Here is a 20,465-nt window from a genome sequence, read left to right as displayed (position 1 = left end):
GCTTCAATACCTCGGTTTGACCGCCTTCCAGTCCGGCTTGTACTTCTGCATCTGCTTCACATCATCGCGCTGCCGGATTCCACAGCTGTAGTACTGGTCGTTGAGCTTGCCGAGCTGGTCATGGTCCAGTTCCAGCCCCAGGCCAGGGGCGCGGGTGATGCTGACACAGCCATCGACAATCGGCAGTTTACCGCCCTTGATGACTTCCTCGTCCGGTTCCTGCCACGGGTAGTGCGTGTCGCAGGCGTAGTCCAGATTGGGCACCGACGCTGCGACGTGGGCCATGGCCATGAGGCTGATGCCCAGATGCGAGTTGGAGTGCATCGACACGCCCAGGCCGAAGGTGTCGCACATCTTCGCCAGCGCCTGAGTGTCGCGCAGGCCGCCCCAGTAATGGTGGTCGGCGAGCACGATCTGCACGCTGTCGAGGGCTACGCTGCGGCGGAACTCGTCGAAATCCGTCACCACCATGTTGGTCGCCAGCGGCAGGCCGGTGCGTTTGTGCAATTCGGACATGCCGTCGAGGCCCGGCGTCGGGTCTTCGTAATATTGCAGGTCATCGCCCAACAGTTCGGCCATGCGAATCGAGGTCTCCAGTGACCAGTTGCCGTTGGGGTCGATGCGCAGTGGATAACCGGGGAAGGCTTTTTTCAGCGCCTTGATGCACGACACCTCGTGTTCCGGCTGCAGCGCACCAGCCTTGAGCTTGATGCTTTTGAAGCCATAGGCTTCGATCATGCGCCGGGCCTGAGCGACGATCTGCTCTTCGCTGAGCGCTTCACCCCAACTGTCGGGCGCGTAAGGGGTATCGGCATGCTGCGCGTATTTGAAGAAAAGGTAAGCGCTGAAGGGTATCTGGTCACGAATGGCACCGCCGAGCAGGTCCACCAGTGGCAGGTTCATGGAACGCGCCTGCAGGTCCAGAAACGCCACCTCGAACGCAGAATAAGCATTGCTGACTGCCTTGCTGGCGTGTGAGCCCGGCGCCAGTTCGGCACCGGCCAGGCTGGCAGGCTTATGCGCTGCCACGGTCGCCTGGACGATGCTGCGCAGCTGATTGAGGTTGAACGGGTCGAGCCCGATCAGTTGGTTCTGCACCTGTTGCTGAATCGCCAGTGCCGGGGCATCACCATAGCTTTCACCGAGGCCGATGTAGCCGTTGTCGCTTTCCACCTCGATGATCGAGCGCAGGGCAAAGGGTTCGTGAATACCACTGGCGTTGAGCAGCGGCGGGTCGCGAAAGGCGATAGGGGTCACGGTTACACGGATGATTTTCAAAGGGCGGTCTCCCGGAAGTCAGGGTTTGAGGCTGGAAGGGGTGCCAGTGACGGCAGGGCTGAGCGCTGCGGGCCGCTCAGCCCTGGACGGGCGGCCGCGGTCACCTCGTGGCGTAGTGCGGGCGAAGAAGATCACCACCGCAGCCAGCAGCGATGTCGCTGCCAGTCCATACAGACCGCCTTGAATCGAACCGGTGGTCTGTTCCAGAAAGCCGAACGTGGTGGGCGCGACGAAGCCGCCCAGGTTGCCGATGGAGTTGATCAGCGCAATGACCGCAGCGGCAATGCGTGCATCCAGATAGCCCTGAGGGATTGGCCAGAACAGCGCAGAGGCGGCCTTGAAACCGATTGCCGCGAAGCAGATGGCGACAAAGGCGAACACTGGACCGCCCACGGTGGACATGAACATGCCGGCTGCGGCAATGACCAGGGTGACCGCCACCCAGGCCTGCTGGTGCTTGAAGCGTGCCGCCAGTGCTGCAAAGCCGTACATGGCCACGATGGAGATGATCCATGGGATCGAATTGAACAACCCGACCTCGAGATCGCTGAAGCTGCCCATTTTGCGGATCATGCTCGGCAGCCAGAAGGTGGCGCCGTAGATGGTCAGTGCCACGGAAAAGTAGATGAAGCAGAACAGCAGGATCTGCCGGTCCGCCAACAGTCGGAATACCGAGGGTCTGACGGTTTGTGAAGCTTCGCGCAGCCGTTGCTCTTCGGCGATGGCGGTGCTGAGCGCGGTTTTTTCTTCGTCACTGAGCCAGCGGGCTTCATGAGGATGTGATTGCAGCCAGAACCAGACGAAACCGCAGAGCACGATCGACGCGAAGCCTTCGATCAGAAACATCCATTGCCAGCCATGCAGGTTCAGGCCCTCGATGCCGAGCAGGGCGCCGGACACCGGTCCGGAAATCACCGACGCTATCGCCGAACCGCTGAGAAACAGCGCCATGGCCTTGCCGCGGTCGCTGGAAGGCAGCCACTGGGTGAAGTAATAGATGATGCCGGGGAAGAAACCGGCTTCGGCAGCGCCCAGAATGAAGCGCAGTACGTAGAAACTGGTTTCGCCTTGCACGAACGCCATGGCCATCGCGGCCGCGCCCCAGGTAAACATGATGCGGGTCAGCCAGGCGCGGGCACCGTAGCGCTGCAAGAGCATGTTGGAGGGGACTTCGAACAGTGCGTAACCGACAAAGAACAATCCGGCACCCAGCCCGTAAGCTGCTGCGCCGATGCCCAGATCGGTTTCCAGATGGCTGCGTACAAAACCGATATTGACCCGGTCGATGTAATTGACGATGAACATCACCACGAACAGCGGCAGCACGTGGCGTTTCACCTTGGCGGCCGCACGGGCAAGCACCGTGACGTCCGTAGTACCAGGGACGGTATTCAAGAGGCGACTCCCATTCATTGTTTTTTTGGGGATGAGTCGATCATGGAGGCGTGTATTATTCCTGTCCAATCCAGCTTTTGACTTGATTGATACCGGGAGTGGATCAATGTTCGAGCTTTCCCAACTGCGTTGCTTCACCACGGTGGCCACGGAGCTGAATTTCCGCCGTGCCGCCGAACGGCTCAACATGACACAGCCGCCGTTGAGTCGGCAGATTCAGATACTGGAGCACAATCTGGGCGTCGAGCTGTTCACTCGCAGCACTCGCAGTGTGGCCCTGACTGCGGCGGGCAGGGCTTTTTTCATCGAGGCGCAGACCTTGCTGGAGCGCGCGCAGCAGGCGGCCATTTCGGCGCGGCGCTTCGCCGAAGGTGACATCGGCTCGGTGACCATCAGTTTTGTCGGCAGCGCGGTGTATGAGTTTCTGCCCAGAGTGATCGCCGAGGCGCGCCTCAAGCAACCGCAGGTGAAGATTTCCCTGACGGAAATGAACACCTATCAGCAGCACGAAGCACTCAGGGCGCGGCGCATTGACCTGGGCATCGTGCGAGCGCCGTTGTTTCAGCCGGGTTACGAGAGCGAATGCCTGGTACGCGAGCCGTTCGTGCTGGCCGTACCGAGCAGCCATCGGCTAGCGCATGCCGATTCGGTGGCGGTGGCCGATCTGGATGGCGCGCCGTTCCTGATGTATTCGCACTCGGCGTATCCACCGTTCAACGAACTGCTGACCGGTATGTTTCGTTCCGCGCAAGTTGCGCCGGAGTATGTCCAATGGCTTGGATCGTCACTGACCATCCTGGCGCTGGTCAACGCCGGAATGGGGTTGGCATTAGTACCGCGTTGTGCGACCAATGTGGTGTTCAAGGACGTCGTGTTTCGTGACATTGACCTGGGCGAGGGCGTGCAGAGCGAGTTGCACCTGGCCTGGCGTACCGACAATGACAATCCGGCGTGCCGGATGCTGCTTGAAGCCATACGTGCGGCCGTCAGGGCAGATGAAAATTGAAGCGAAAAACCTTGCAACGCAGTGGCATCAACTATCATTCATTCAGTCGATAGTCATCATCAAGCAAGGCAAGTTCTGTTTTTCCGGCAAAGGAGGAGGATGGCGCCATAGCCACCTGCTCCAAAGGGAGACGACGCGATGAGAATCTTCAATCTGTTGACGTTTGCTGCCGTGTTCAGCACCAGCATTGTGTTCACTGCCCCCGTCAATGCTGCCGTCTCCCCGGTCTCCGAACAGTCCTGCCATTTCATGCCCGTCGTCGACAGCGCCGCCAGCCTGCAACACACTCAGTCGGTGGGCGTGCTGTACAGCGAAAACACCCTCAGCAACCTTCAGTATTTGAACAAATACCATTCGGTTGCACTCAGGAGCGGCAGCAATGGCGCACTCGATGCGCGTATCCGCAACGCATTCATCAACAGCTCGGACCCTGCACTGGCGACCGACTGGCTGGTGGGTTCATTGAAGAAAAAGTTCGCCTCGGTAACCGTTTACGACAATCTCGATGCGCTGATGCAGGCGCGGCCGGACGTGGTGGTCATGCTCGACACTTACAATCGTCTGGTGAGCAAGCGCAACAGTCAGGTCGAGGCGCGGTTCATGGCGCGCTTCTATGACAATGACCTGCAATACATCGGCAAGGCTGAAGGTGAGGTGGTTCGGGAAATGACCTCGGTCTGGGTGCAAGGCAAGGCCGCTCCAGAGATCGCCGCACAGATCGATCAGCAGCGTGATTTGCAGGTGAATGCCTTGAAACAGTTCGACGCCTCGCTCAAAGCCCTGGTCATGCAGGCCGACCGGGCGCAGGTGGCGGCGAACTGATGGAGTGACTGCGTCAAGCCTGAGAGGCTGTTGACCGACAAAAATTGCTCATCGACTTTCGCTGCTTCAATACCGCCAGCCATCAGCATGGTCGCCTGCAAATGGAAGATCGGTACGTTAGTGCCCTTTGTCCGTAGAGGACGCTTGAAAGGTGTACAAGCGTCATTGATCCAGGCGCGCGCAGGGGGAAAGTGACCGGCGGGTTATTTCGATTAAACCGACGCACGGCTTGGTTTTTACCGTAAAGAATTAATCACATCCGCCGAGAGCCTGACAAGCGAACCGACAATTAGCTGTCCGGTTCGCATGATGAGCAGCAAGCCACGTGTGCTTTGACTGTGGTAACAGAGAAGCCTTGCGATGCTGAAAAAACTACCGGGTGCCTTGCGTGCCCTGATGTCTGTGCCCGCTGATAACCCCAGGTTGTTGCAGGCCCAATACGTTGCGTTGTCCCGACAACTGCCGTTGATGTACTTCGTGCTGCTGGTCAATACCTGGGCATTGGCGTTCACCCATTGGCGAACCGCTCCGGTATGGCTGACGCTGCTGGTCCCTGCGCTGCTGACGGTTATCTGTGGCGTCCGTGCACGCAAATGGTTGCGCACGGTAAACCGGCCGCCGCCGGCTCCGGCGATCATTCTGGCCACGTTGCGTGGTACGCACGGCCTGGCTGGCGTCATAGCGGCCGGGTTTGCCGCCTGGTCGCTGTCGCTTTACCCCTATGGCGATGCCTATTCCCAGGCGCATGTCGCGTTTTTCATGGGCATTACGGTGATTGTCTGCATCTTCTGCATGATGCACTTGCGGCCTGCAGCGCTGACCACCGCGCTGGTCGTCAACACCGCCTTCGTTATTTTCTTCGCTTCCACTTACAACATTACCTTTATCGCCACAGCGGTGAACATCGTGCTGGTGTCGATCGGCATGCTGATCATTCTTCATTACCAGTACCGCGATTTCACCAGCCTGGTGAATGTGCAGGTAAAGACCGAGCAACTGAGTAACGAGAACCTGTTGCTGGCCAATCAGGACAGCCTGACAGGCCTGCCCAATCGTCGACAGTTCTTTCAGACGCTGGATGCCGCGATGATTGAGGCAGTGGCGCAGCGCAGCGAGCTGGCAGTGGGCGTGTTGGACCTGGACGGGTTCAAGCCGGTCAATGACCTTTATGGTCATCGAATCGGCGACCGTCTGTTGATGCTGGTTGCTGAACGCCTGACCAGCGCCTCAAGCGACAAGGTGCATGTGTCGCGACTGGGCGGTGACGAGTTCGCGCTGGTGATAAAGGGTGACATGGACAGCGACGCGTTGCTGGCGTTTGGCAAGCACCTGTGTGACCTCATGCACGAAAGTTTCGAGCTGTCGGACATGCCAATCCAGATTGGCGCGACACTGGGCCTGGCGACGTACCCGGCCACGGCGGATAACGCGACCCAGCTGTTCGAGTTTGCCGATTACGCGCTGTATCAGGGCAAGAACCATAACCCCGGCACCACCTGCCTGTTCTCCGCCAGTCATCGTGAGCAATTGCATGTGGACGGCGTTACCGAACAGGCCTTGCGGCGCGCCAATCTGGAAACCGAGTTCCACGTATTGTTTCAGCCGATCATTGAAAGCTGCACGCGCGAAACGGTCGCTTTCGAGGCACTGGCGCGCTGGAACAGCCCGGAACTGGGATCAGTATCGCCGGCGCATTTCATTCCGATCGCCGAGCGCATCGGTATGATCAACAAGCTGACCGCGCCTTTGTTGACCCGCTCGCTGCACATGGCCCTGTCCTGGCCTGCGCCTGTCAGGCTGTCGTTCAATTTGTCCGCGCACGACTGTGCGTCTCTGGAAAGTGTCAGCCGAATTGTCGAGATCATCAAGAACAGCGGCTTCGATGCGTCGCGGCTCGATCTGGAGATCACCGAAACGGCGGTCATGCAGGATATTGCTCAGGTGCAGCAGGCCATTACCCAGTTCCGCAAGCTGGGTTGCGGTATCTCGCTGGATGACTTTGGGACCGGTTTCTCCAGCCTCAGTCAGTTGCACGCGCTGGCGCTGACCAAGCTGAAGATCGACCGCAGCTTTGTCACCGGGGTGCACAACAACCCGGCCAGCTACAAGATCGTCAAATCACTGGTTGCCTTGAGTCTGGACATGTCCCTGGGCTGCGTGATCGAAGGCGTAGAAACGCAGGATGAGTTGAATGCACTGACCACTCTGGGTTGTACGATGGTGCAGGGCTACTTCTACAGCCCGCCGATCAGTTTTGCAGAGACGCTGGTCTGGATTGAAATACCCGATGAAGAGCGCACCTTCGGTTACGCCATCTCGTGCCCCGTCTGATCGATTGCATGTGGGCCATTCACTCGGGCGTGCGTGGGGTAAGATGCCTTCTTTGATCTCCACGGAAGCCTTTTGATGAGCAAACCCGGGCAGACCGTCCTTGTTGCGCTGCGCAAGATGATTGCATCAGGCGAGCTGGCTGCCGGCGAGCGCCTGATGGAGGTGCCGACCGCCGAGCTGTTCGGCGTTTCGCGCATGCCGGTGCGCATGGCGTTCCGAACGCTGGAGCAGGAGGGGCTGCTGGTGCCCTTTGGCGGGCGTGGTTTTCAGGTGCGCTCGATCAGCCCGCTTGAAATCGCCGGCGCGGTGGATGTACGCGGCGTCCTTGAGGGGCTTGCGGCGCGGCAAATGGCTGAGCGCGGCGTGACCCAAGAGGCGCGCGACGAGCTTGAGGCCTGTCTGGTGCAGGGTGATGCGCTGTTCGAAAAAGGCCATGTCACTGAAGATGACCTGGAGGTCTATCACGACATGAACATGCGTCTGCATCGCGTGATCGTCGAGGGCAGCGGCAATCGTGCCATTGCCGACGCACTGTCGCGCAACGACCATCTGCCTTTTGCCTCGGTAACCGCGCTGGCCGTGGATCGCGACAACCTGATTCGGGAATACCGGAGGTTCAATTTCGCCCACATGCAGCATCACGCCGTGGTGGATGCGCTGGTCAACGGGCAGGGCGCTCGCGCCGAAGCGATCATGCGCGAGCATGCCAATGCCACCTTGCGCTACGCGGAAATCTTCGGCGCCGGGCAGAACGAGCGCATGAAGGTCATTCAGCGCCCGGACTGATCAGATATCGAGCACCAGCACGGGCGTCTTCGAACGTGAGCAGCAGGGCGTGAACTGATCGTTGAGCGCCTGCTCGTCTTCGGTCAGAAACAGGTCGCGATGATCCGGAATGCCTTTCAACACCCGCGTCAGGCAGGTGCCACAGACACCTTGCTCGCACGACAGCGGAATATCGATGCCATGGCTTTCGAGCACCTGAGCGACGGTTTTATTGGCCGGAATGGCAATGACCTGCCCGGTACTGGCGATCTCGATTGAAAAACTGCCGTCGTTGCTGGTGTCCACCGGCTCTGCGGAAAAGTACTCACGGTGCAGAGTGTCCTCGGACCAGCCAGCATTACGCGCGCTGTCGAGGATGTATTGCATGAAACCGCCTGGCCCGCATACGTACAGATGGGTATCGGGCTGTGGGTGGGCGAGTACTGTGGCAGCGTCCAGCACGGTATCCGGCTGTTCATCGAAGTGCAGTGTGATGCGCTCGGCAAATGCCGAATGCTTCAGGCGCTCGATAAAGGCGCCGCGCTCGGCGGAACGCACGCAGTAATGCAGCTCGAAATCGGCAGCCTCCAGCGCAAGCTGTTCGGCCATGCAGAGGATGGGCGTGATGCCGATACCGCCGGCGAACAGCAGCGTGCGTCGGCTGTTTTCAGCCAGCGGGAACAGGTTGCGCGGTTCGCTGATACGCAACTGTGCGCCAGTCTGAATCTGTTGATGCAGGCTGCGCGAGCCACCGCGCGAAGCCGGGTCGTTGAGGACGCCGATCAGGTAGCGGTGACGCTCGTTCGGGGCATTGCACAGCGAGTACTGGCGGATCAGCCCGTCCGGCAGGTGCACGTCAATGTGCGCGCCCGCGGTAAACGGCGGCAACAGCGCTCCGTCTGCTCGCACCAGTTCAAAACTGCAGATATCCAGCGCTTCATCGTTACGTGATAACACCGTCACGTCGATCATGGTAAGTCCTCGGGTGACCGCGGCACGGGTCACTTCTGATTGTTGTCTTGGTGTTTCGACGAGCAATGGCCGGTCATTTTGTTGCCATCACGGGAATCTGCTCGCCGGGACCGGCCTGCTCGGCAGCGATCAGCCGCTCCAGAATCTTGCGTGACTGCACGCCACCGGCGTCGATATTGAGCTTGAGCAAGTTGCGATGCGGGTGCTTGAGCAGGTTCTGTTGCTGGCGTTCAAGCATTTCCAGGTCTTCGGTGAATATCTTGCCCTGGCCTTCGCGGATGCTGGCGGTCAGCGCTTCGTCAGCGGGATTGAAGTTGCGCGCCATGCCCCAGAAGTACCAGATGGACGTGTCGGTCTCGGGGGTGATGAAGTCGACGACGATGCTCGACGCCTTGAACTCTTTAGGCGCGTCATACCCGCCTTTGCCCGCATGGGCTACGCCGACTTCGATCAGCACATGGCTGGGCGGAGTGAAGCGGCAGATCTGCCAGCGATCGACCTGCACGTCATCGGCCAGGTTGTTGCCACGCAGTGCCATCTGCCAGAACGGTGGCGGCATGATGTTTTCCATGTGCCGGGCGGTGACTACTTCTTCGCCTTCGACGGTTGTAACGGGCGCGGCTTCGTCGATTTCCTTCTGGCCGATGCTGGACGCATGCACGTAGGTTTCGTGGGTGAGGTCCATCAGGTTGTCGATCATCAGGCGGTAGTCGCACTGGATATGAAACAGCCCGCCGCCGTAGGCCCAGTCGTCGCTGACGGCCCACTCCAGATGATGAATGAGTGCCGGGTCGGCTTTTTCCCGGTCACCTGGCCAGACCCAGATGAAGCCGTAGCGCTCGACCGCCGCGAAGGTCTTGTTGCAAGGGAAGCCTCGAACACGCTGGCCGGGCATTGAAACCGTCTTGCCGTCGCCGCCCATTACCAGCCCGTGGTAACCACACACCAGTTGGCCGTTCTCGACATAGCCCAGCGAGAGCGGGGCGCCGCGATGCGGGCAGAAGTCTTCGACGGCAACGACCTGCTGGTTCTGGTCGCGATAGAACACCATCTTTTCGTTGCAGATCTGCCGGCCCAGAGGCTTGTCGGCGACTTCATCCGCTGTGCAAGCGACGTACCACGCATTTTTCGGGTGCATGATGCTTCTCCACGGTTCGATTATTGATCTTATGGATCCACAGAATGAATTAAGTTGTTTCCTTGTGATTATTAATGCCACAGGATCGAGATTAATCCAATGATTAATTTTGTTAACTATTATTTAATGGATCCACAGAGGCTGATCAGTCAGGGCTGGATACCTGCAACGCTGCTCGCAGGCGCGGCGCGAGTGCTTCCAGCAGAGTCTGCACGGAACGCAGTGCGCGACAGTCGGGGCGGGTCAGCAGCCACAGCTCGGTGCGGCATCCTTCCAGCGGGCCACTCAGAGGTTCGACCGCCCCAAGGCCCTCGACCGTAAAGCCGGTTAGCGCCGCAACGCCCAAGCCTGCAGCGACCAACTGCGAGACAGCCGACATGCTGCTGCAGCGGTAGCTCGGTAATACCCCCGGAAAGGTCTGTTTGCGCCAGATCACCGAGGTGTGGTCGGGCATCGAGTCGTCCGGACTGATCCATGGGATCGAGGCCGGGTTTTGCGTCAAGGCTTCGCGGTATTCGGGGCGACCGCAGACGAAGTAGTCGGCACTGCCCAGGCAGCGCCCGATCAGGTGCTCGGGTGGCGTATTGGTCAGGCGCAGGGCGATGTCGGCATCACGACGGCTGAGGTTGGCAAAAGCATTGGAGGTGGCCAGCTCCAGCGTAAGGGCCGGGTACTGCGGCATGAAGTCTGCCAGTGCGGGTAATAGCAGGCTGTGCAGTACCGCATCGGTACAGGTCAGGCGTACCGTGCCGCTGACCACCTGTTCGCCCTGTTGCAAGGCGATGCGCGCAGCGGCAAGTGCCTGTTCGGCGCGCTCGGCCTGCTCGGCCATGGCCTGAGCGGTATCGGTCGGTATGTATCCGCGCCGGTTCTTTTCAAATAGCGCTGCGCCAAGCGCGGCTTCCAGGCGACGGATTGAGCGGAATACGGTCGATACATCAACTTGCAACAGATCGGCGGCACGGGCCAGCGTGCGGCCGCGAACCAGGGCGAGCACCAGTGCAAGGTCGGCGTGGGTGATTTCATATTGCATCGGTGCATTGTTCCTTTGCCGGAATGCCTATGTTTGTTGCGCAGACGACTATCCTAGACTGGTTTCATTCCCGCTGGATAGCGCCCGACCGGCGCTGGCCACTCAGATTCAAACAGGATTCAACCTATGTCGCGACATCCCTTGATCGGTGTCACCGCCTGCCGTCAGCAATTGGGCAAGTATTCCTCTCACACGGCAGGCGACAAGTACGTCGAGGCCGCAGCCTTCGCCGGTATGCCGGTCATTCTGCCTGCGCTCGAGGTGCCCACCGAGCCTGCGCAACTGCTCGCGTCGCTGGATGGCCTGCTGTTTACCGGCTCGCCGTCCAACGTCGAGCCGCGTCACTACAATGGGCCGGCGAGCGTGGAGGGCACCGCCCATGATGTATTCCGGGATCGCACCACTCTGCCGCTGCTCAGGGCTGCCATCGCTCAGGGCGTGCCGGTGTTGTGCATTTGCCGCGGTTTTCAGGAGCTGAATGTCGCGCTTGGCGGCAGCCTGCATCAGCGGGTCCAGGAGTTGCCCGGCTATCTGGATCATCGCGAGCCGCAAAGCGATGTGCTGGCGGTGCAGTACGCGCCAAAGCATGCCGTGCAGGTGCAGCCGGGCGGTCTGCTCGACGCGCTCGGGCTGGCACCGGGGTTCGAGGTCAACAGCCTGCACAGCCAGGGTATCGATCGCCTGGCGTCGGACCTGCGCGCAGAAGCATTGGCCCCCGATGGCCTTGTGGAAGCGGTTTCCATGCCCGGCGCGCCAGGCTTTGTGCTGGGCGTGCAGTGGCACCCGGAATGGGAGTTCATGGACAACCCTGTTTCGCTCAGCCTGTTCAAGGCCTTTCGCGAGGCCAGCCAGAGGTATGCGCGCAGCAGCCACTAGAGCGATGAGCTGCTGAGTGTTGTGGGCAAACGTGATTTAATATCCGGCTTGACGGGCTTCGGGTAATGGACGATCCATTGCGCCGGGGCGCTGCCTCATTCACCGGATATCTTTCACATAAGGCCACTATGGATACGGGAGCACGACTCAAACTGGTGCGTGAAAGCTACAAGCTGTCACAGCGTGAGCTCGCCAGACGCAGTGGTGTGACCAATGCCACGATTTCCCTCATCGAGCAAAATCGTGTCAGTCCTTCCATCAGTTCGCTGAAAAAGCTGCTTGAAGGCATTCCTATGACGCTGGCGGATTTTTTCACGTTCGATCAGCCTCCTGGGCAGGATCAGTACGTGTTTCGAGCCGGTGATCAACCCGACCTGGGGCGCAACGGTGCGCGCCTGCTGCTGGTCGGGGCGACCCTGCCGAGCCGGCAAATGCGCTTTCTTCGTGAGCAATACGCGCCAGGCGCCGACTCGGGCGATGAACCGATCGTTCACAGCGAAGGCGAGGAGTGTGGTCTGGTGACGCGCGGCACTGTGGAGCTGACTATCGATGGACAGGTCAACATCCTCGGTCCAGGAGACGGCTATTACTTCCCGACCACCTTGCCGCATCGCTTCCGCAATATCGGCCAGGATGAAGCCGAGATCATCAGCGCCAACACACCCGCTAACTTCTAGCCTGCTTTTGCTGACGTGCCGTTACGATGGCGTGGGTACCGTTGGCACGTCTGGATGCAATTCAAATGACCAGCGCTGTCGGTCTATAACCCTGCGGGTTCATGCACTGCCAGCGCCAGGCATCAGTGAGCATCGAATCAAGGTTGAACCTGGCCCGCCAATCCAGCTCACGCGCGGCTTTTCCTGGATCGGACCAGCATGCTGCAATGTCTCCGGGCCGGCGTGGCTCAAAGATCAAAGGCACAGCTTTGCCGGAGATACGTTCGAAGGCTTGCACCACCTCAAGCACTGAATAGCCCTGTCCTGTGCCCAGATTCCAGACGGATACGCCGCGCTGGTCATGAATTCTGTCCAGCGCCTTCAAGTGTCCCTCGGCCAGATCCATGACATGAAGGTAATCACGCACACCTGTTCCGTCCGGCGTGGGGTAGTCACTGCCAAAAATGTGCAGAGCGGGGCGCAGTCGATTGGCAACCTGCAGCAGGAAGGGCAACAGATTGTTCGGCGTGTTGCAGGGCGACTCGCCCAGCAAGCCGGACGGATGCGCACCAATGGGGTTGAAGTAGCGCAGCAGCCCGATGGACCAGCGTGGATCCGAGCGAGCGACGCTTTGCATCACATGCTCGGCCATCAGTTTGGAGTGCCCGTAAGGATTGGTCGGTAAACCCAGTGGGCAGTTCTCATCCAGCGGCATTTGCTCACACTCGCCGTAAACCGTCGCGGATGAGCTGAATAACAGGTCGAACACGCCTGCTTCTGCCATTGCCTGACACAAGTTGACGCTGCCGCTCACGTTGGTCTCGAAATAGCGCAGCGGCTCTCGAACGCTTTCGCCCACCGCCTTGAGCCCGGCGCAATGCACCACCGCCTTGACAGGGTGCTGAGCGAACAATCGGTGCAACGTCGCTTTGCTGCGCACGTCGCCGTGGATGAACACAACCTGTCGCCCGCAGAGTTCCTCAACCCGTCTTAACGGCTCTCGCGAACTGTTGCACAAGTTATCAAGCACGACGACATCGCGGCCATCTTCAAGCAATTCGAGCGCGATATGAGCGCCAATGTATCCCGCACCACCGGTAACCAGAATCATGAGTGTCCTTCCTGGATTTTCGCCGCCTCGTTAAGAAGCGAGCTGAGGGCTCCGCCTCGTGACCTTTCTCAACAGGACGACAACGGAGCCTTGCTTGCGAAAATCAGGACCAGACCACCGCGTGGGGGACGTGGTTAAAACGTACTGCAGGTACCAAAAAACATTCGCTCAAGACTAAGGGCGTATTCTCTGCGACGAGTTCAATGCGTCATTCCCGACGGCGCATACCCTTTATCGGAATCAACGAACAGCGGCCTGGGCGCGTGTTCGAAACTGATGAGCCGGTCTATGGTTGCTGCATGCATGTGATGGTTCCATGTACGCAACAGCCGCCACTGCCTATCCTCATCATGAATGCCGTCGAAGCTTAGCCCTTTCAAGAGCCCTTCAGTTTCATCCAGGACTTTCTAACAGAAGGGAAACTCTATGAACGGTGTTCAAACAATCCAGTCCGAGACGTTGGCCTTAACCCGAGTCGAGGCCGTCGTCAGGCCTTTGCTGCTGTGCCTGTCCCATCTGCGATGGGGGTTTGTCTATCAGCGTCCTCAGCACATCATGTCGCGCATGGCGCAGGATTATCAGGTGGTGTTTCTTGAGGAGCCTGTTCTGTCGGACTCCCCTGATATCCGCCTTGAGCAGTTGCCGCAAGCGTGCGGTGTCACAGTACTGGTGCCGCACCTGCCCTGGAAGATGCAGCCTGATGAGGTGATCACCGCACAGCGTGTATTACTGAATCGGTTTATCGATGCACAACGTTTTGGTGAGTTGCTGTTGTGGTATTTCACCCCGATGAGCCTGGCGTTTACCGATCACCTCAGCGCGCACGTGACGATCTTCGATTGCATGGACGAATTGTCTGCGTTCAAAGGTGCGCCGCCAGAGCTTGTCGAACAGGAAGAAGCGTTGATGAAGCGCGCAGATGTTGTGTTTACTGGCGGCTTCAGCCTGTGGGAGACCAAGCGTCGGCAGCATGCGAACGCGCACGCCATGCCCAGCAGTGTCGATTTCGGGCATTTTTCAGCCGCTCGCAACGTGCAGCCTGACCCCGAGGATCAACAGTACATTCCCTATCCAAGACTCGGCTTTTTCGGCGTCATTGACGAACGTTTTGATATCGGGCTGATTCAACAACTGGCCGAGTTGCAGCCACACTGGCAAATCGTTTTGATCGGCCCGGTGGTGAAGATCGACCCGGCAAGCCTGCCGCATTTGGCCAACGTCCATTATCTAGGCAGCAAGTCCTATGACGACTTGCCAGCCTATCTGTCTGGCTGGGACGTTGCGTTGATGCCATTTGCGCTGAACGACTCCACACGCTTTATCAGCCCGACCAAGACGCCGGAATACCTGGCTGGCGGCTGCCCGGTGGTATCAACCCGAATTGCCGATGTGGTCAGAACGTATGGTGAGTCGGGTGTTGTCGCCGTTGCCGATGATGCCGACGCGTTTGCGCGCGCGATTCAAGAGGCACTGGCGCACAAAGGGACTATTGATTTTCTTCGCAAAGTTGACGCGTTGCTGGTCGGCGAGTCCTGGGACAATACGTGCGCGGCCATGAAGGCGCAAATTGACCTGGTGGCCATCGGGGAGCACATAGAATGCCTCGGATAAATCTCGAATCAGCCGCGTGTGAAAAGACGCCCTATGACTTTCTGATCGTCGGTGCAGGTTTTGCAGGCAGTGTGTTGGCGGAAAGGCTGGCGGCTGGATCGAGTAAGCGCGTTTTGCTCATCGACCGACGTCCACATATCGCGGGTAACGCTTACGATCACCTGGACAGCGCCGGGGTATTGGTTCATCGATACGGGCCACATATATTCCACACCAACGCTGAGCGGATTGTGGAATACCTTTCACGATTTACCGAATGGCGCGATTACGAACACCGCGTGCTTGCCAGCGTAGACGACCAACTGCTGCCTGTTCCGATCAACCTCGATACGCTCAACAGCCTGTACGGCTTACAGATGAATGAACGAGAAGCCGAAGCGTTTCTTGCCAGCCGTGCCGAGCCCGTCGAGACGATAAGAACCTCCGAAGACGTTGTGATCAATCAGATTGGTCGGGAGCTGTACGAGAAGTTTTTCCGTGGCTACACCCGCAAACAATGGGGGCTGGATCCCTCGCAACTGGACCGGTCGGTTACCGCCCGAGTGCCTACCCGCACTAACTCGGACAATCGTTATTTCACAGATACTTTTCAGAAAATGCCGCTGCACGGCTACACGCACATGTTTGAGCGGATACTCAACCATCCGCTTATCGATACGGTACTGGGGGTCGACTTTGCCGATGTCCGCACGGCGGTGAAGTATTCGCATTTGATCTATTGCGGGCCGATTGATGAATACTTCGGTTATTGCTATGGCCGTCTTCCGTATCGGTCGTTGCGTTTCGAGCACAAGACCGTTGATCAGGCGCAGTTTCAATCGGTGGCGGTGGTCAACTACCCGGATGAGGCGGTCCCTCATACGCGCATCACCGAATACAAGCACCTTACCGGTCAACTGCACGCCAGAACCAGTCTCAGCTATGAGTTTCCAAGTGCCGAAGGCGATCCTTATTACCCCATTCCCCGACCCGAAAATGCCGAGTTGTACAAGCGTTACAAGGCTTTGGCCGATCAGTCGGATGAGGTCACTTTCCTTGGGCGGCTGGGCACTTACAAGTATTACAACATGGACCAGGTCGTGGGCCAGGCATTGGCGTTGTACCAGCGGCTGGCCCATGACTTCTTTGAGCCGCCTCCCGAACCGATCGAACAGCCTGCGCGAGGTTGAGCATGGGCGGCCTGTTCGACAGTTTTTTCATCGGCGGATTCGAGTGCGCCAGCCATCGACGAGGTGACGGTGTGCGACTCGACCTGCTTCACGCCACCGGGCACGACCGCTGGGCACAGAAAGATTTTGCCGCGCTGGCTGAGTGCGGAATGCGCACTGTACGTGACGGTCTGCGCTGGCATCTGATTGAAACCCGTCCAGATTGTTACGACTGGAGCAGTTTTCTGCCCATGCTGCGAGCTGCGCGGCATCAGGGCACCCAGGTCATCTGGGACTTGTGCCATTACGGTTACCCAGATCATCTGGATGTCTGGCGGCCGCAGTTTGTCGAGCACTTTGCGCGTTTTGCAGCGGCGGTGGCTCAGGTCGTCAAAGACGAAGGGCAGACCGCACCTTTCTATTCGCCGATCAATGAGATTTCGTTCTGGAGTTGGGCCGGGGGCGACATGGCTTATTTCAACCCCGGTAGCGAGCAGCGCGGCATGGAGCTCAAGCATCAACTGGTCCGGGCCAGTATTGCGGCAATAGACGCGGTACGCACGGTAGAGCCCAACGCGCGTTTTATTCAGGCCGAGCCATTGATTCATGTAGTACCGGCAACGCGGAGCGGCGCAGATGCCGCGGCAGCAGAACGTTATCGGCTGGCGCAGTTCGAAGCCTGGGATCTGTTATCCGGACGGCAGTGGCCCGGGCTGGGCGGCCGCCCCGAGTATCTGGATATCCTGGGCGTCAACTTTTATCCGCATAATCAATGGCAGCTCAATGGCCATAAGCTTACGCACGACGATCCGCAGTACAGGCCTTTTCACGGCATGTTGAGCGAGCTGCACAGGCGATACGCCAGACCGATATTGATTTCTGAAACCGGTGCTGAAGACGTTCAGCGTCTGCCCTGGTTCAATTACGTTTGTGCCGAGGTCAGCAAGGCGGTGAGGGCAGGCGTACCTGTGCAAGGTATCTGCTGGTATCCCGTTATCGATTATCCGGGCTGGGACGACGGTCGATACTGTCCGGCGGGGCTGCTGGGTTATGCAGACGGGCAGGGTGCTCGGGCGATCTTTGACCCTTTGCAGGTGGCGTTGCGCGAAAACACGCTTGAATTGGCGGCTCTCATTCGAGAAAAGAATGGAAAATTTGCCGTTTGAGTAAGCGCTTCGGGAGTGCGTGACCCTTCAAATGAATATAATTCGATTTTTGTCAGATACTTTAGAACCCTTTTGAGGCTTCGCCAGTCCTAGCCATTAGAGAGCAGGCGCAATAGCCCAATAAACAGTCGTGGAGTTTCTGGAGTGTCGGACAATAAAGCCCGGGTCGACAATGCGGCGACGGGAGATATCAAACATCAGGGAAAGGATATCTTTTTCGCGGCGGTAGAAACGACCCGGATGCCGATGATCGTGACGGACCCCAATCGCCCGGACAATCCCATCATTTTTGCCAACCAGGCATTTCTGGAAATGACCGGCTATGCGTCAGAGGAAATCATCGGGAGCAACTGCCGGTTTCTTCAAGGGCCGGACACTGACCGGGCGGCGGTGCAGTCGATTCGAGATGCCATCGAAGAGCGCGTCGATATCTCCACTGAAATTCTCAACTATCGCAAGGACGGTTCATCGTTCTGGAATGCGCTGTTTATTTCCCCGGTCTATAACGACGCGGGCGACCTGATTTATTTCTTTGCGTCGCAGCTGGACATCAGCCGCCGTCGAGATGCCGAAGAAGCATTGCGTCAGGCTCAAAAGATGGAGGCCTTGGGGCAGCTTACCGGTGGCATCGCGCACGACTTCAATAACCTGCTGCAAGTGATGGGTGGTTATATCGATCTGATCGGCAGTGCGGCAGAGAAACCCACCATTGATGTGCAGCGTGTCCAGCGCAGTGTTCATCACGCCAAGTCTGCCGTCGAACGCGCCAGTACACTGACCAAGCAACTGCTGGCATTTGCCCGGAAACAGAAACTGCAGGGGCGAGTCCTCAACCTCAATGGCCTGGTTTCCACGACAGAGCCGCTGATCGAGCGTACTTTTGGCCCGGAAGTGGTTATCGAAACCGATCTGGATCCGGCACTGAAGAACTGCCGTATCGATCCAACCCAGGCAGAAGTCGCACTGCTTAATATTTTCATTAATGCGCGCGATGCACTCATTGGTAGGCCCGACCCGAAGATATTTATTGAAACCCGCAATCTGGTCGTCGACGAGTTGGCCAATATGTCTTACGACGGTCTGTTACCCGGCCGTTATGTCTCTATTGCGGTGACGGACAACGGCATCGGCATGCCCGCGAGTATCCGTGATCGGGTAATGGACCCGTTCTTTACTACCAAAGAAGAAGGCAAGGGCTCCGGGCTCGGTCTTTCGATGGTCTATGGCTTTGCCAAACAGTCGGGTGGTGCGGCGCGTATTTATACCGAAGAAGGTGTCGGCACCACGCTGCGCCTGTATTTCCCTGTAGACGAAGCCGTGCTGAGCAAGAACGATCCGCCGAAAGCCTCGGAAAGGCGCATTGGCAGTTGCGAACGAATTCTGATCGTGGAAGACCGTCCTGATGTGGCCGAGCTGGCGAAGATGGTGCTGGATGATTACGGCTATGTGTCGGAAATCGTCCTCAATGCCCGTGAGGCGCTGAAGCGCTTCGAGGCCGGCGCCACATATGATTTGCTGTTCACTGACCTGATCATGCCGGGTGGCATGAACGGGGTGATGCTCGCGCGTGAAGTGAGGCGCAGGTACCCGAAGGTCAAAGTGCTGTTGACCACCGGCTACGCTGAAAGCTCGATCGAGCGAACCGACATTGGCGGTTCCGAGTTTGAGGTGGTATCCAAGCCTTGCATGCCGCAGGACCTCGCCAGGAAGGTCAGGCAGGTCCTCGATGGGCCGAACGGCATCGCCTGACGATACTGACAATGAACACATGAAGGCCTGCCTGTTCTCAGTCAGGCCTTCGTGCTGTTTGATATATAATCAAGCCTATCCAATGAGTGCCGATATTCAAAAGGCAATCAGCCCGTAATGCCCGTCTGTTATTAACGGACATCAGACAACTGCCAATAGTTAGAGCAAACAACCTAATAAAATGACAAGTGTGTAAATCGCTTGGAGCAAGGCGAGCAGATAACGTTCCATTGATGTGCGTCACTATCAATACAGTTCTATTGTGCTTTTTCAAGTCTGAAAAAAAGTCTATAAAATTTTTAAACTTCTTGAACGTCGCTCGGGTCATTGATTTGTACGCCACACATGTGTGCGTTTACTGCCAATGACTCAAAGGACTATGACTATGATTCGCGACGACCGTATCGCCCCAGGTGCCCCTGTGTACCACGAAACTCATGCAGCGGCTCCGCTGCTTAAACGAATCTCCTGGAGTGCGATTCTGGCCGGTGTTGTTCTGGCCATGGTTGTTTCGCTGTTGCTGAACCTGTTGGGTACGGCAATCGGAAGTGCCAGTATCGATCCCATGCAGGAAGCCAATCCGTTGTCCGGCATTGGTACGGGCGCAGGTATCTGGGTCGTTGTAAGCTCGGTTATTTCGCTGTTCGTCGGCGGCTGGGCCGCTGGACGTCTGGCGCAGCGTGAAGGTGCATTTCATGGCCTGCTGGTATGGGCGAGCGTCTCGCTGATCACGGTTTATCTGGTCTCCAGCGCAGTGACCGGCGTCGTGCGCGGCGGGCTCAACCTGGCGGGCAGCGGCATGTCGGCACTGGGCAGTGGTATCGCACAGGTGGCTCCAGCCGTTGGCAGCAAGATTCAGGATCAATTGCGCGCCCAAGGCATCGATTTCAATCTGGACGATATTCAGGGCGAGATCGAAACAGCCATGCGTCAGACCGGCAAGCCCGAGCTGAACCCGGATAACGTCAAGCAGGAAGCTCAGGCGACCCAGCAAGACGCACAGAACACTGCCAAGCAGAGCGCACAGAATCCTCAGCAAGCCGACCAGCAATTGAGCGGCCTGATGGATCGCATCAAAGCCAAGGGCGACCAGGCATGGGATGCCGCTGACCGTCAGGCGCTGGTCAATCTGATCAAGGCGCGTGGCAACAAGACTGATGCCGAAGCCAACCAGATCGTTGATCAGGCTCAGGCCAGCTACCGTCAGGCTTATGCCAAGTATCAGGAACTGAAAGCTCAGGCTGAACAGAAAGCCCGCGAAGCGGCTGAAGTGACCGCCAAGCGTGTTTCGCAAGGTGCCTGGATTCTGCTGATCACGCTGGTGATCTCGGGTCTGGTAGCTGCGGGTGCAGGTGTACTGGGTCGTCGCACTCAGCCGCCAGCCAAGGTTGTTGCTGCGGTCTGATTC

General features: G+C 58.2%; 17 protein-coding genes and 1 pseudogene. 11 read left to right on the top strand and 7 right to left on the bottom strand.

Annotation, left to right across the window (positions count from 1 at the left end; translation table 11 throughout):
- Positions 1-3: 3 nt before the first annotated feature.
- Both JOE39_RS07345 and JOE39_RS07340 read right to left on the bottom strand, forming a co-directional pair.
- Positions 4-1,278, bottom strand: a complete 1,275-nt coding sequence (locus tag JOE39_RS07345) for a glucarate dehydratase family protein (RefSeq protein WP_032661862.1) — start codon at positions 1,276-1,278, stop codon at positions 4-6.
- Between the two features lie 18 nt (positions 1,279-1,296).
- Complete coding sequence (locus tag JOE39_RS07340) at positions 1,297-2,640, bottom strand: MFS transporter (RefSeq protein ID WP_024960947.1); 1,344 nt, start codon at positions 2,638-2,640, stop codon at positions 1,297-1,299.
- A gap of 139 nt (positions 2,641-2,779) precedes the next feature.
- Between JOE39_RS07340 and JOE39_RS07335 the strand changes: the two genes are divergently transcribed.
- Positions 2,780-3,679: a LysR substrate-binding domain-containing protein gene (locus JOE39_RS07335; protein ID WP_032661857.1), complete on the top strand. Its 900-nt coding sequence runs from the start codon at positions 2,780-2,782 to the stop codon at positions 3,677-3,679.
- Between the two features lie 138 nt (positions 3,680-3,817).
- On the top strand, positions 3,818-4,501 hold the full coding sequence (locus JOE39_RS07330; RefSeq protein ID WP_122219999.1) for an ATPase: 684 nt from the start codon (positions 3,818-3,820) through the stop codon (positions 4,499-4,501).
- Positions 4,502-4,527: 26 nt separating this feature from the next.
- Here the strand turns inward: JOE39_RS07330 and JOE39_RS26295 are convergent.
- A pseudogene (locus JOE39_RS26295) lies at positions 4,528-4,629 on the bottom strand (nucleoside hydrolase); the annotation flags it as partial.
- A 232-nt stretch (positions 4,630-4,861) separates the two neighbouring features.
- Between JOE39_RS26295 and JOE39_RS07325 the strand changes: the two are divergent.
- Together JOE39_RS07325 and JOE39_RS07320 are read left to right on the top strand one after the other, a co-directional pair.
- A complete protein-coding gene (locus JOE39_RS07325; protein WP_032661852.1) occupies positions 4,862-6,832 on the top strand; it encodes an EAL domain-containing protein in 1,971 nt (656 codons plus the stop codon).
- A 75-nt stretch (positions 6,833-6,907) separates the two neighbouring features.
- Positions 6,908-7,618 carry a GntR family transcriptional regulator gene (locus JOE39_RS07320; RefSeq protein WP_024662424.1) on the top strand — a complete coding sequence of 237 codons (711 nt, stop codon included), beginning with the start codon at positions 6,908-6,910 and terminating at the stop codon, positions 7,616-7,618.
- Here JOE39_RS07320 and JOE39_RS07315 read toward each other — a convergent pair whose 3' ends face one another.
- The 3 genes from JOE39_RS07315 to JOE39_RS07305 all read right to left on the bottom strand — a co-directional run bounded on the left by JOE39_RS07315 (position 7,619) and on the right by JOE39_RS07305 (position 10,740).
- Positions 7,619-8,569, bottom strand: coding sequence for a PDR/VanB family oxidoreductase (locus JOE39_RS07315; protein ID WP_122220000.1), 951 nt, complete (start codon positions 8,567-8,569; stop codon positions 7,619-7,621).
- A 73-nt stretch (positions 8,570-8,642) separates the two neighbouring features.
- The gene (locus JOE39_RS07310; RefSeq protein ID WP_122220001.1) at positions 8,643-9,707 is read right to left on the bottom strand and encodes an aromatic ring-hydroxylating dioxygenase subunit alpha; all 1,065 of its coding nucleotides are present in this window, start codon (positions 9,705-9,707) and stop codon (positions 8,643-8,645) included.
- 145 nt (positions 9,708-9,852) lie between these two features.
- Positions 9,853-10,740 (bottom strand): LysR family transcriptional regulator, encoded by an 888-nt coding sequence (locus tag JOE39_RS07305; protein ID WP_122220002.1) that lies wholly within the window; start codon positions 10,738-10,740, stop codon positions 9,853-9,855.
- 126 nt (positions 10,741-10,866) lie between these two features.
- On the opposite strand from JOE39_RS07305, the gene JOE39_RS07300 reads away from it, so the two are divergent.
- Both JOE39_RS07300 and JOE39_RS07295 read left to right on the top strand, forming a co-directional pair.
- Positions 10,867-11,616 (top strand): gamma-glutamyl-gamma-aminobutyrate hydrolase family protein, encoded by a 750-nt coding sequence (locus tag JOE39_RS07300; RefSeq protein WP_122220003.1) that lies wholly within the window; start codon positions 10,867-10,869, stop codon positions 11,614-11,616.
- A gap of 128 nt (positions 11,617-11,744) precedes the next feature.
- Positions 11,745-12,293, top strand: coding sequence for a cupin domain-containing protein (locus JOE39_RS07295; RefSeq protein ID WP_003344936.1), 549 nt, complete (start codon positions 11,745-11,747; stop codon positions 12,291-12,293).
- Between the two features lie 61 nt (positions 12,294-12,354).
- Here JOE39_RS07295 and galE read toward each other — a convergent pair whose 3' ends face one another.
- The gene (gene galE, locus JOE39_RS07290) at positions 12,355-13,383 is read right to left on the bottom strand and encodes a UDP-glucose 4-epimerase GalE (RefSeq protein WP_003396908.1); all 1,029 of its coding nucleotides are present in this window, start codon (positions 13,381-13,383) and stop codon (positions 12,355-12,357) included.
- Between the two features lie 426 nt (positions 13,384-13,809).
- Here galE and JOE39_RS07285 point away from each other — a divergent pair, with 426 nt between their 5' ends.
- The 5 genes from JOE39_RS07285 to JOE39_RS07265 all read left to right on the top strand — a co-directional run bounded on the left by JOE39_RS07285 (position 13,810) and on the right by JOE39_RS07265 (position 20,462).
- Positions 13,810-14,994 carry a glycosyltransferase family 1 protein gene (locus JOE39_RS07285; protein ID WP_122220004.1) on the top strand — a complete coding sequence of 395 codons (1,185 nt, stop codon included), beginning with the start codon at positions 13,810-13,812 and terminating at the stop codon, positions 14,992-14,994.
- Complete coding sequence (gene glf, locus JOE39_RS07280) at positions 14,982-16,163, top strand: UDP-galactopyranose mutase (protein ID WP_210077616.1); 1,182 nt, start codon at positions 14,982-14,984, stop codon at positions 16,161-16,163. The genes JOE39_RS07285 and glf overlap by 13 nt, the downstream gene beginning before the upstream one ends.
- A gap of 2 nt (positions 16,164-16,165) precedes the next feature.
- Positions 16,166-17,308 carry a family 1 glycosylhydrolase gene (locus tag JOE39_RS07275; RefSeq protein ID WP_122220006.1) on the top strand — a complete coding sequence of 381 codons (1,143 nt, stop codon included), beginning with the start codon at positions 16,166-16,168 and terminating at the stop codon, positions 17,306-17,308.
- Between the two features lie 144 nt (positions 17,309-17,452).
- Positions 17,453-19,057, top strand: a complete 1,605-nt coding sequence (locus tag JOE39_RS07270) for a hybrid sensor histidine kinase/response regulator (protein ID WP_003344947.1) — start codon at positions 17,453-17,455, stop codon at positions 19,055-19,057.
- A 385-nt stretch (positions 19,058-19,442) separates the two neighbouring features.
- Positions 19,443-20,462 (top strand): hypothetical protein, encoded by a 1,020-nt coding sequence (locus JOE39_RS07265; RefSeq protein WP_004417649.1) that lies wholly within the window; start codon positions 19,443-19,445, stop codon positions 20,460-20,462.
- Positions 20,463-20,465 lie beyond the last annotated feature (3 nt).

Origin of the sequence: Pseudomonas sp. PvP100, from assembly GCF_017833055.1 — a bacterium.
Lineage (GTDB): Bacteria > Pseudomonadota > Gammaproteobacteria > Pseudomonadales > Pseudomonadaceae > Aquipseudomonas > Aquipseudomonas syringae.
This window is presented reverse-complemented; position numbering and strand designations above follow the sequence as displayed.

Coding starts and splice junctions, on each gene's coding strand:
- JOE39_RS07295 (WP_003344936.1), top strand. CDS start 11,745: ATGGATACGGGAGCACGACTCAAACTGGTGCGTGAAAGCTACAAGCTG.
- JOE39_RS07275 (WP_122220006.1), top strand. CDS start 16,166: ATGGGCGGCCTGTTCGACAGTTTTTTCATCGGCGGATTCGAGTGCGCC.
- JOE39_RS07330 (WP_122219999.1), top strand. CDS start 3,818: ATGAGAATCTTCAATCTGTTGACGTTTGCTGCCGTGTTCAGCACCAGC.
- JOE39_RS07335 (WP_032661857.1), top strand. CDS start 2,780: ATGTTCGAGCTTTCCCAACTGCGTTGCTTCACCACGGTGGCCACGGAG.
- glf (WP_210077616.1), top strand. CDS start 14,982: ATGCCTCGGATAAATCTCGAATCAGCCGCGTGTGAAAAGACGCCCTAT.
- JOE39_RS07315 (WP_122220000.1), bottom strand. CDS start 8,569: ATGATCGACGTGACGGTGTTATCACGTAACGATGAAGCGCTGGATATC.
- JOE39_RS07325 (WP_032661852.1), top strand. CDS start 4,862: ATGCTGAAAAAACTACCGGGTGCCTTGCGTGCCCTGATGTCTGTGCCC.
- galE (WP_003396908.1), bottom strand. CDS start 13,383: ATGATTCTGGTTACCGGTGGTGCGGGATACATTGGCGCTCATATCGCG.
- JOE39_RS07300 (WP_122220003.1), top strand. CDS start 10,867: ATGTCGCGACATCCCTTGATCGGTGTCACCGCCTGCCGTCAGCAATTG.
- JOE39_RS07305 (WP_122220002.1), bottom strand. CDS start 10,740: ATGCAATATGAAATCACCCACGCCGACCTTGCACTGGTGCTCGCCCTG.
- JOE39_RS07310 (WP_122220001.1), bottom strand. CDS start 9,707: ATGCACCCGAAAAATGCGTGGTACGTCGCTTGCACAGCGGATGAAGTC.
- JOE39_RS07285 (WP_122220004.1), top strand. CDS start 13,810: ATGAACGGTGTTCAAACAATCCAGTCCGAGACGTTGGCCTTAACCCGA.
- JOE39_RS07265 (WP_004417649.1), top strand. CDS start 19,443: ATGATTCGCGACGACCGTATCGCCCCAGGTGCCCCTGTGTACCACGAA.
- JOE39_RS07320 (WP_024662424.1), top strand. CDS start 6,908: ATGAGCAAACCCGGGCAGACCGTCCTTGTTGCGCTGCGCAAGATGATT.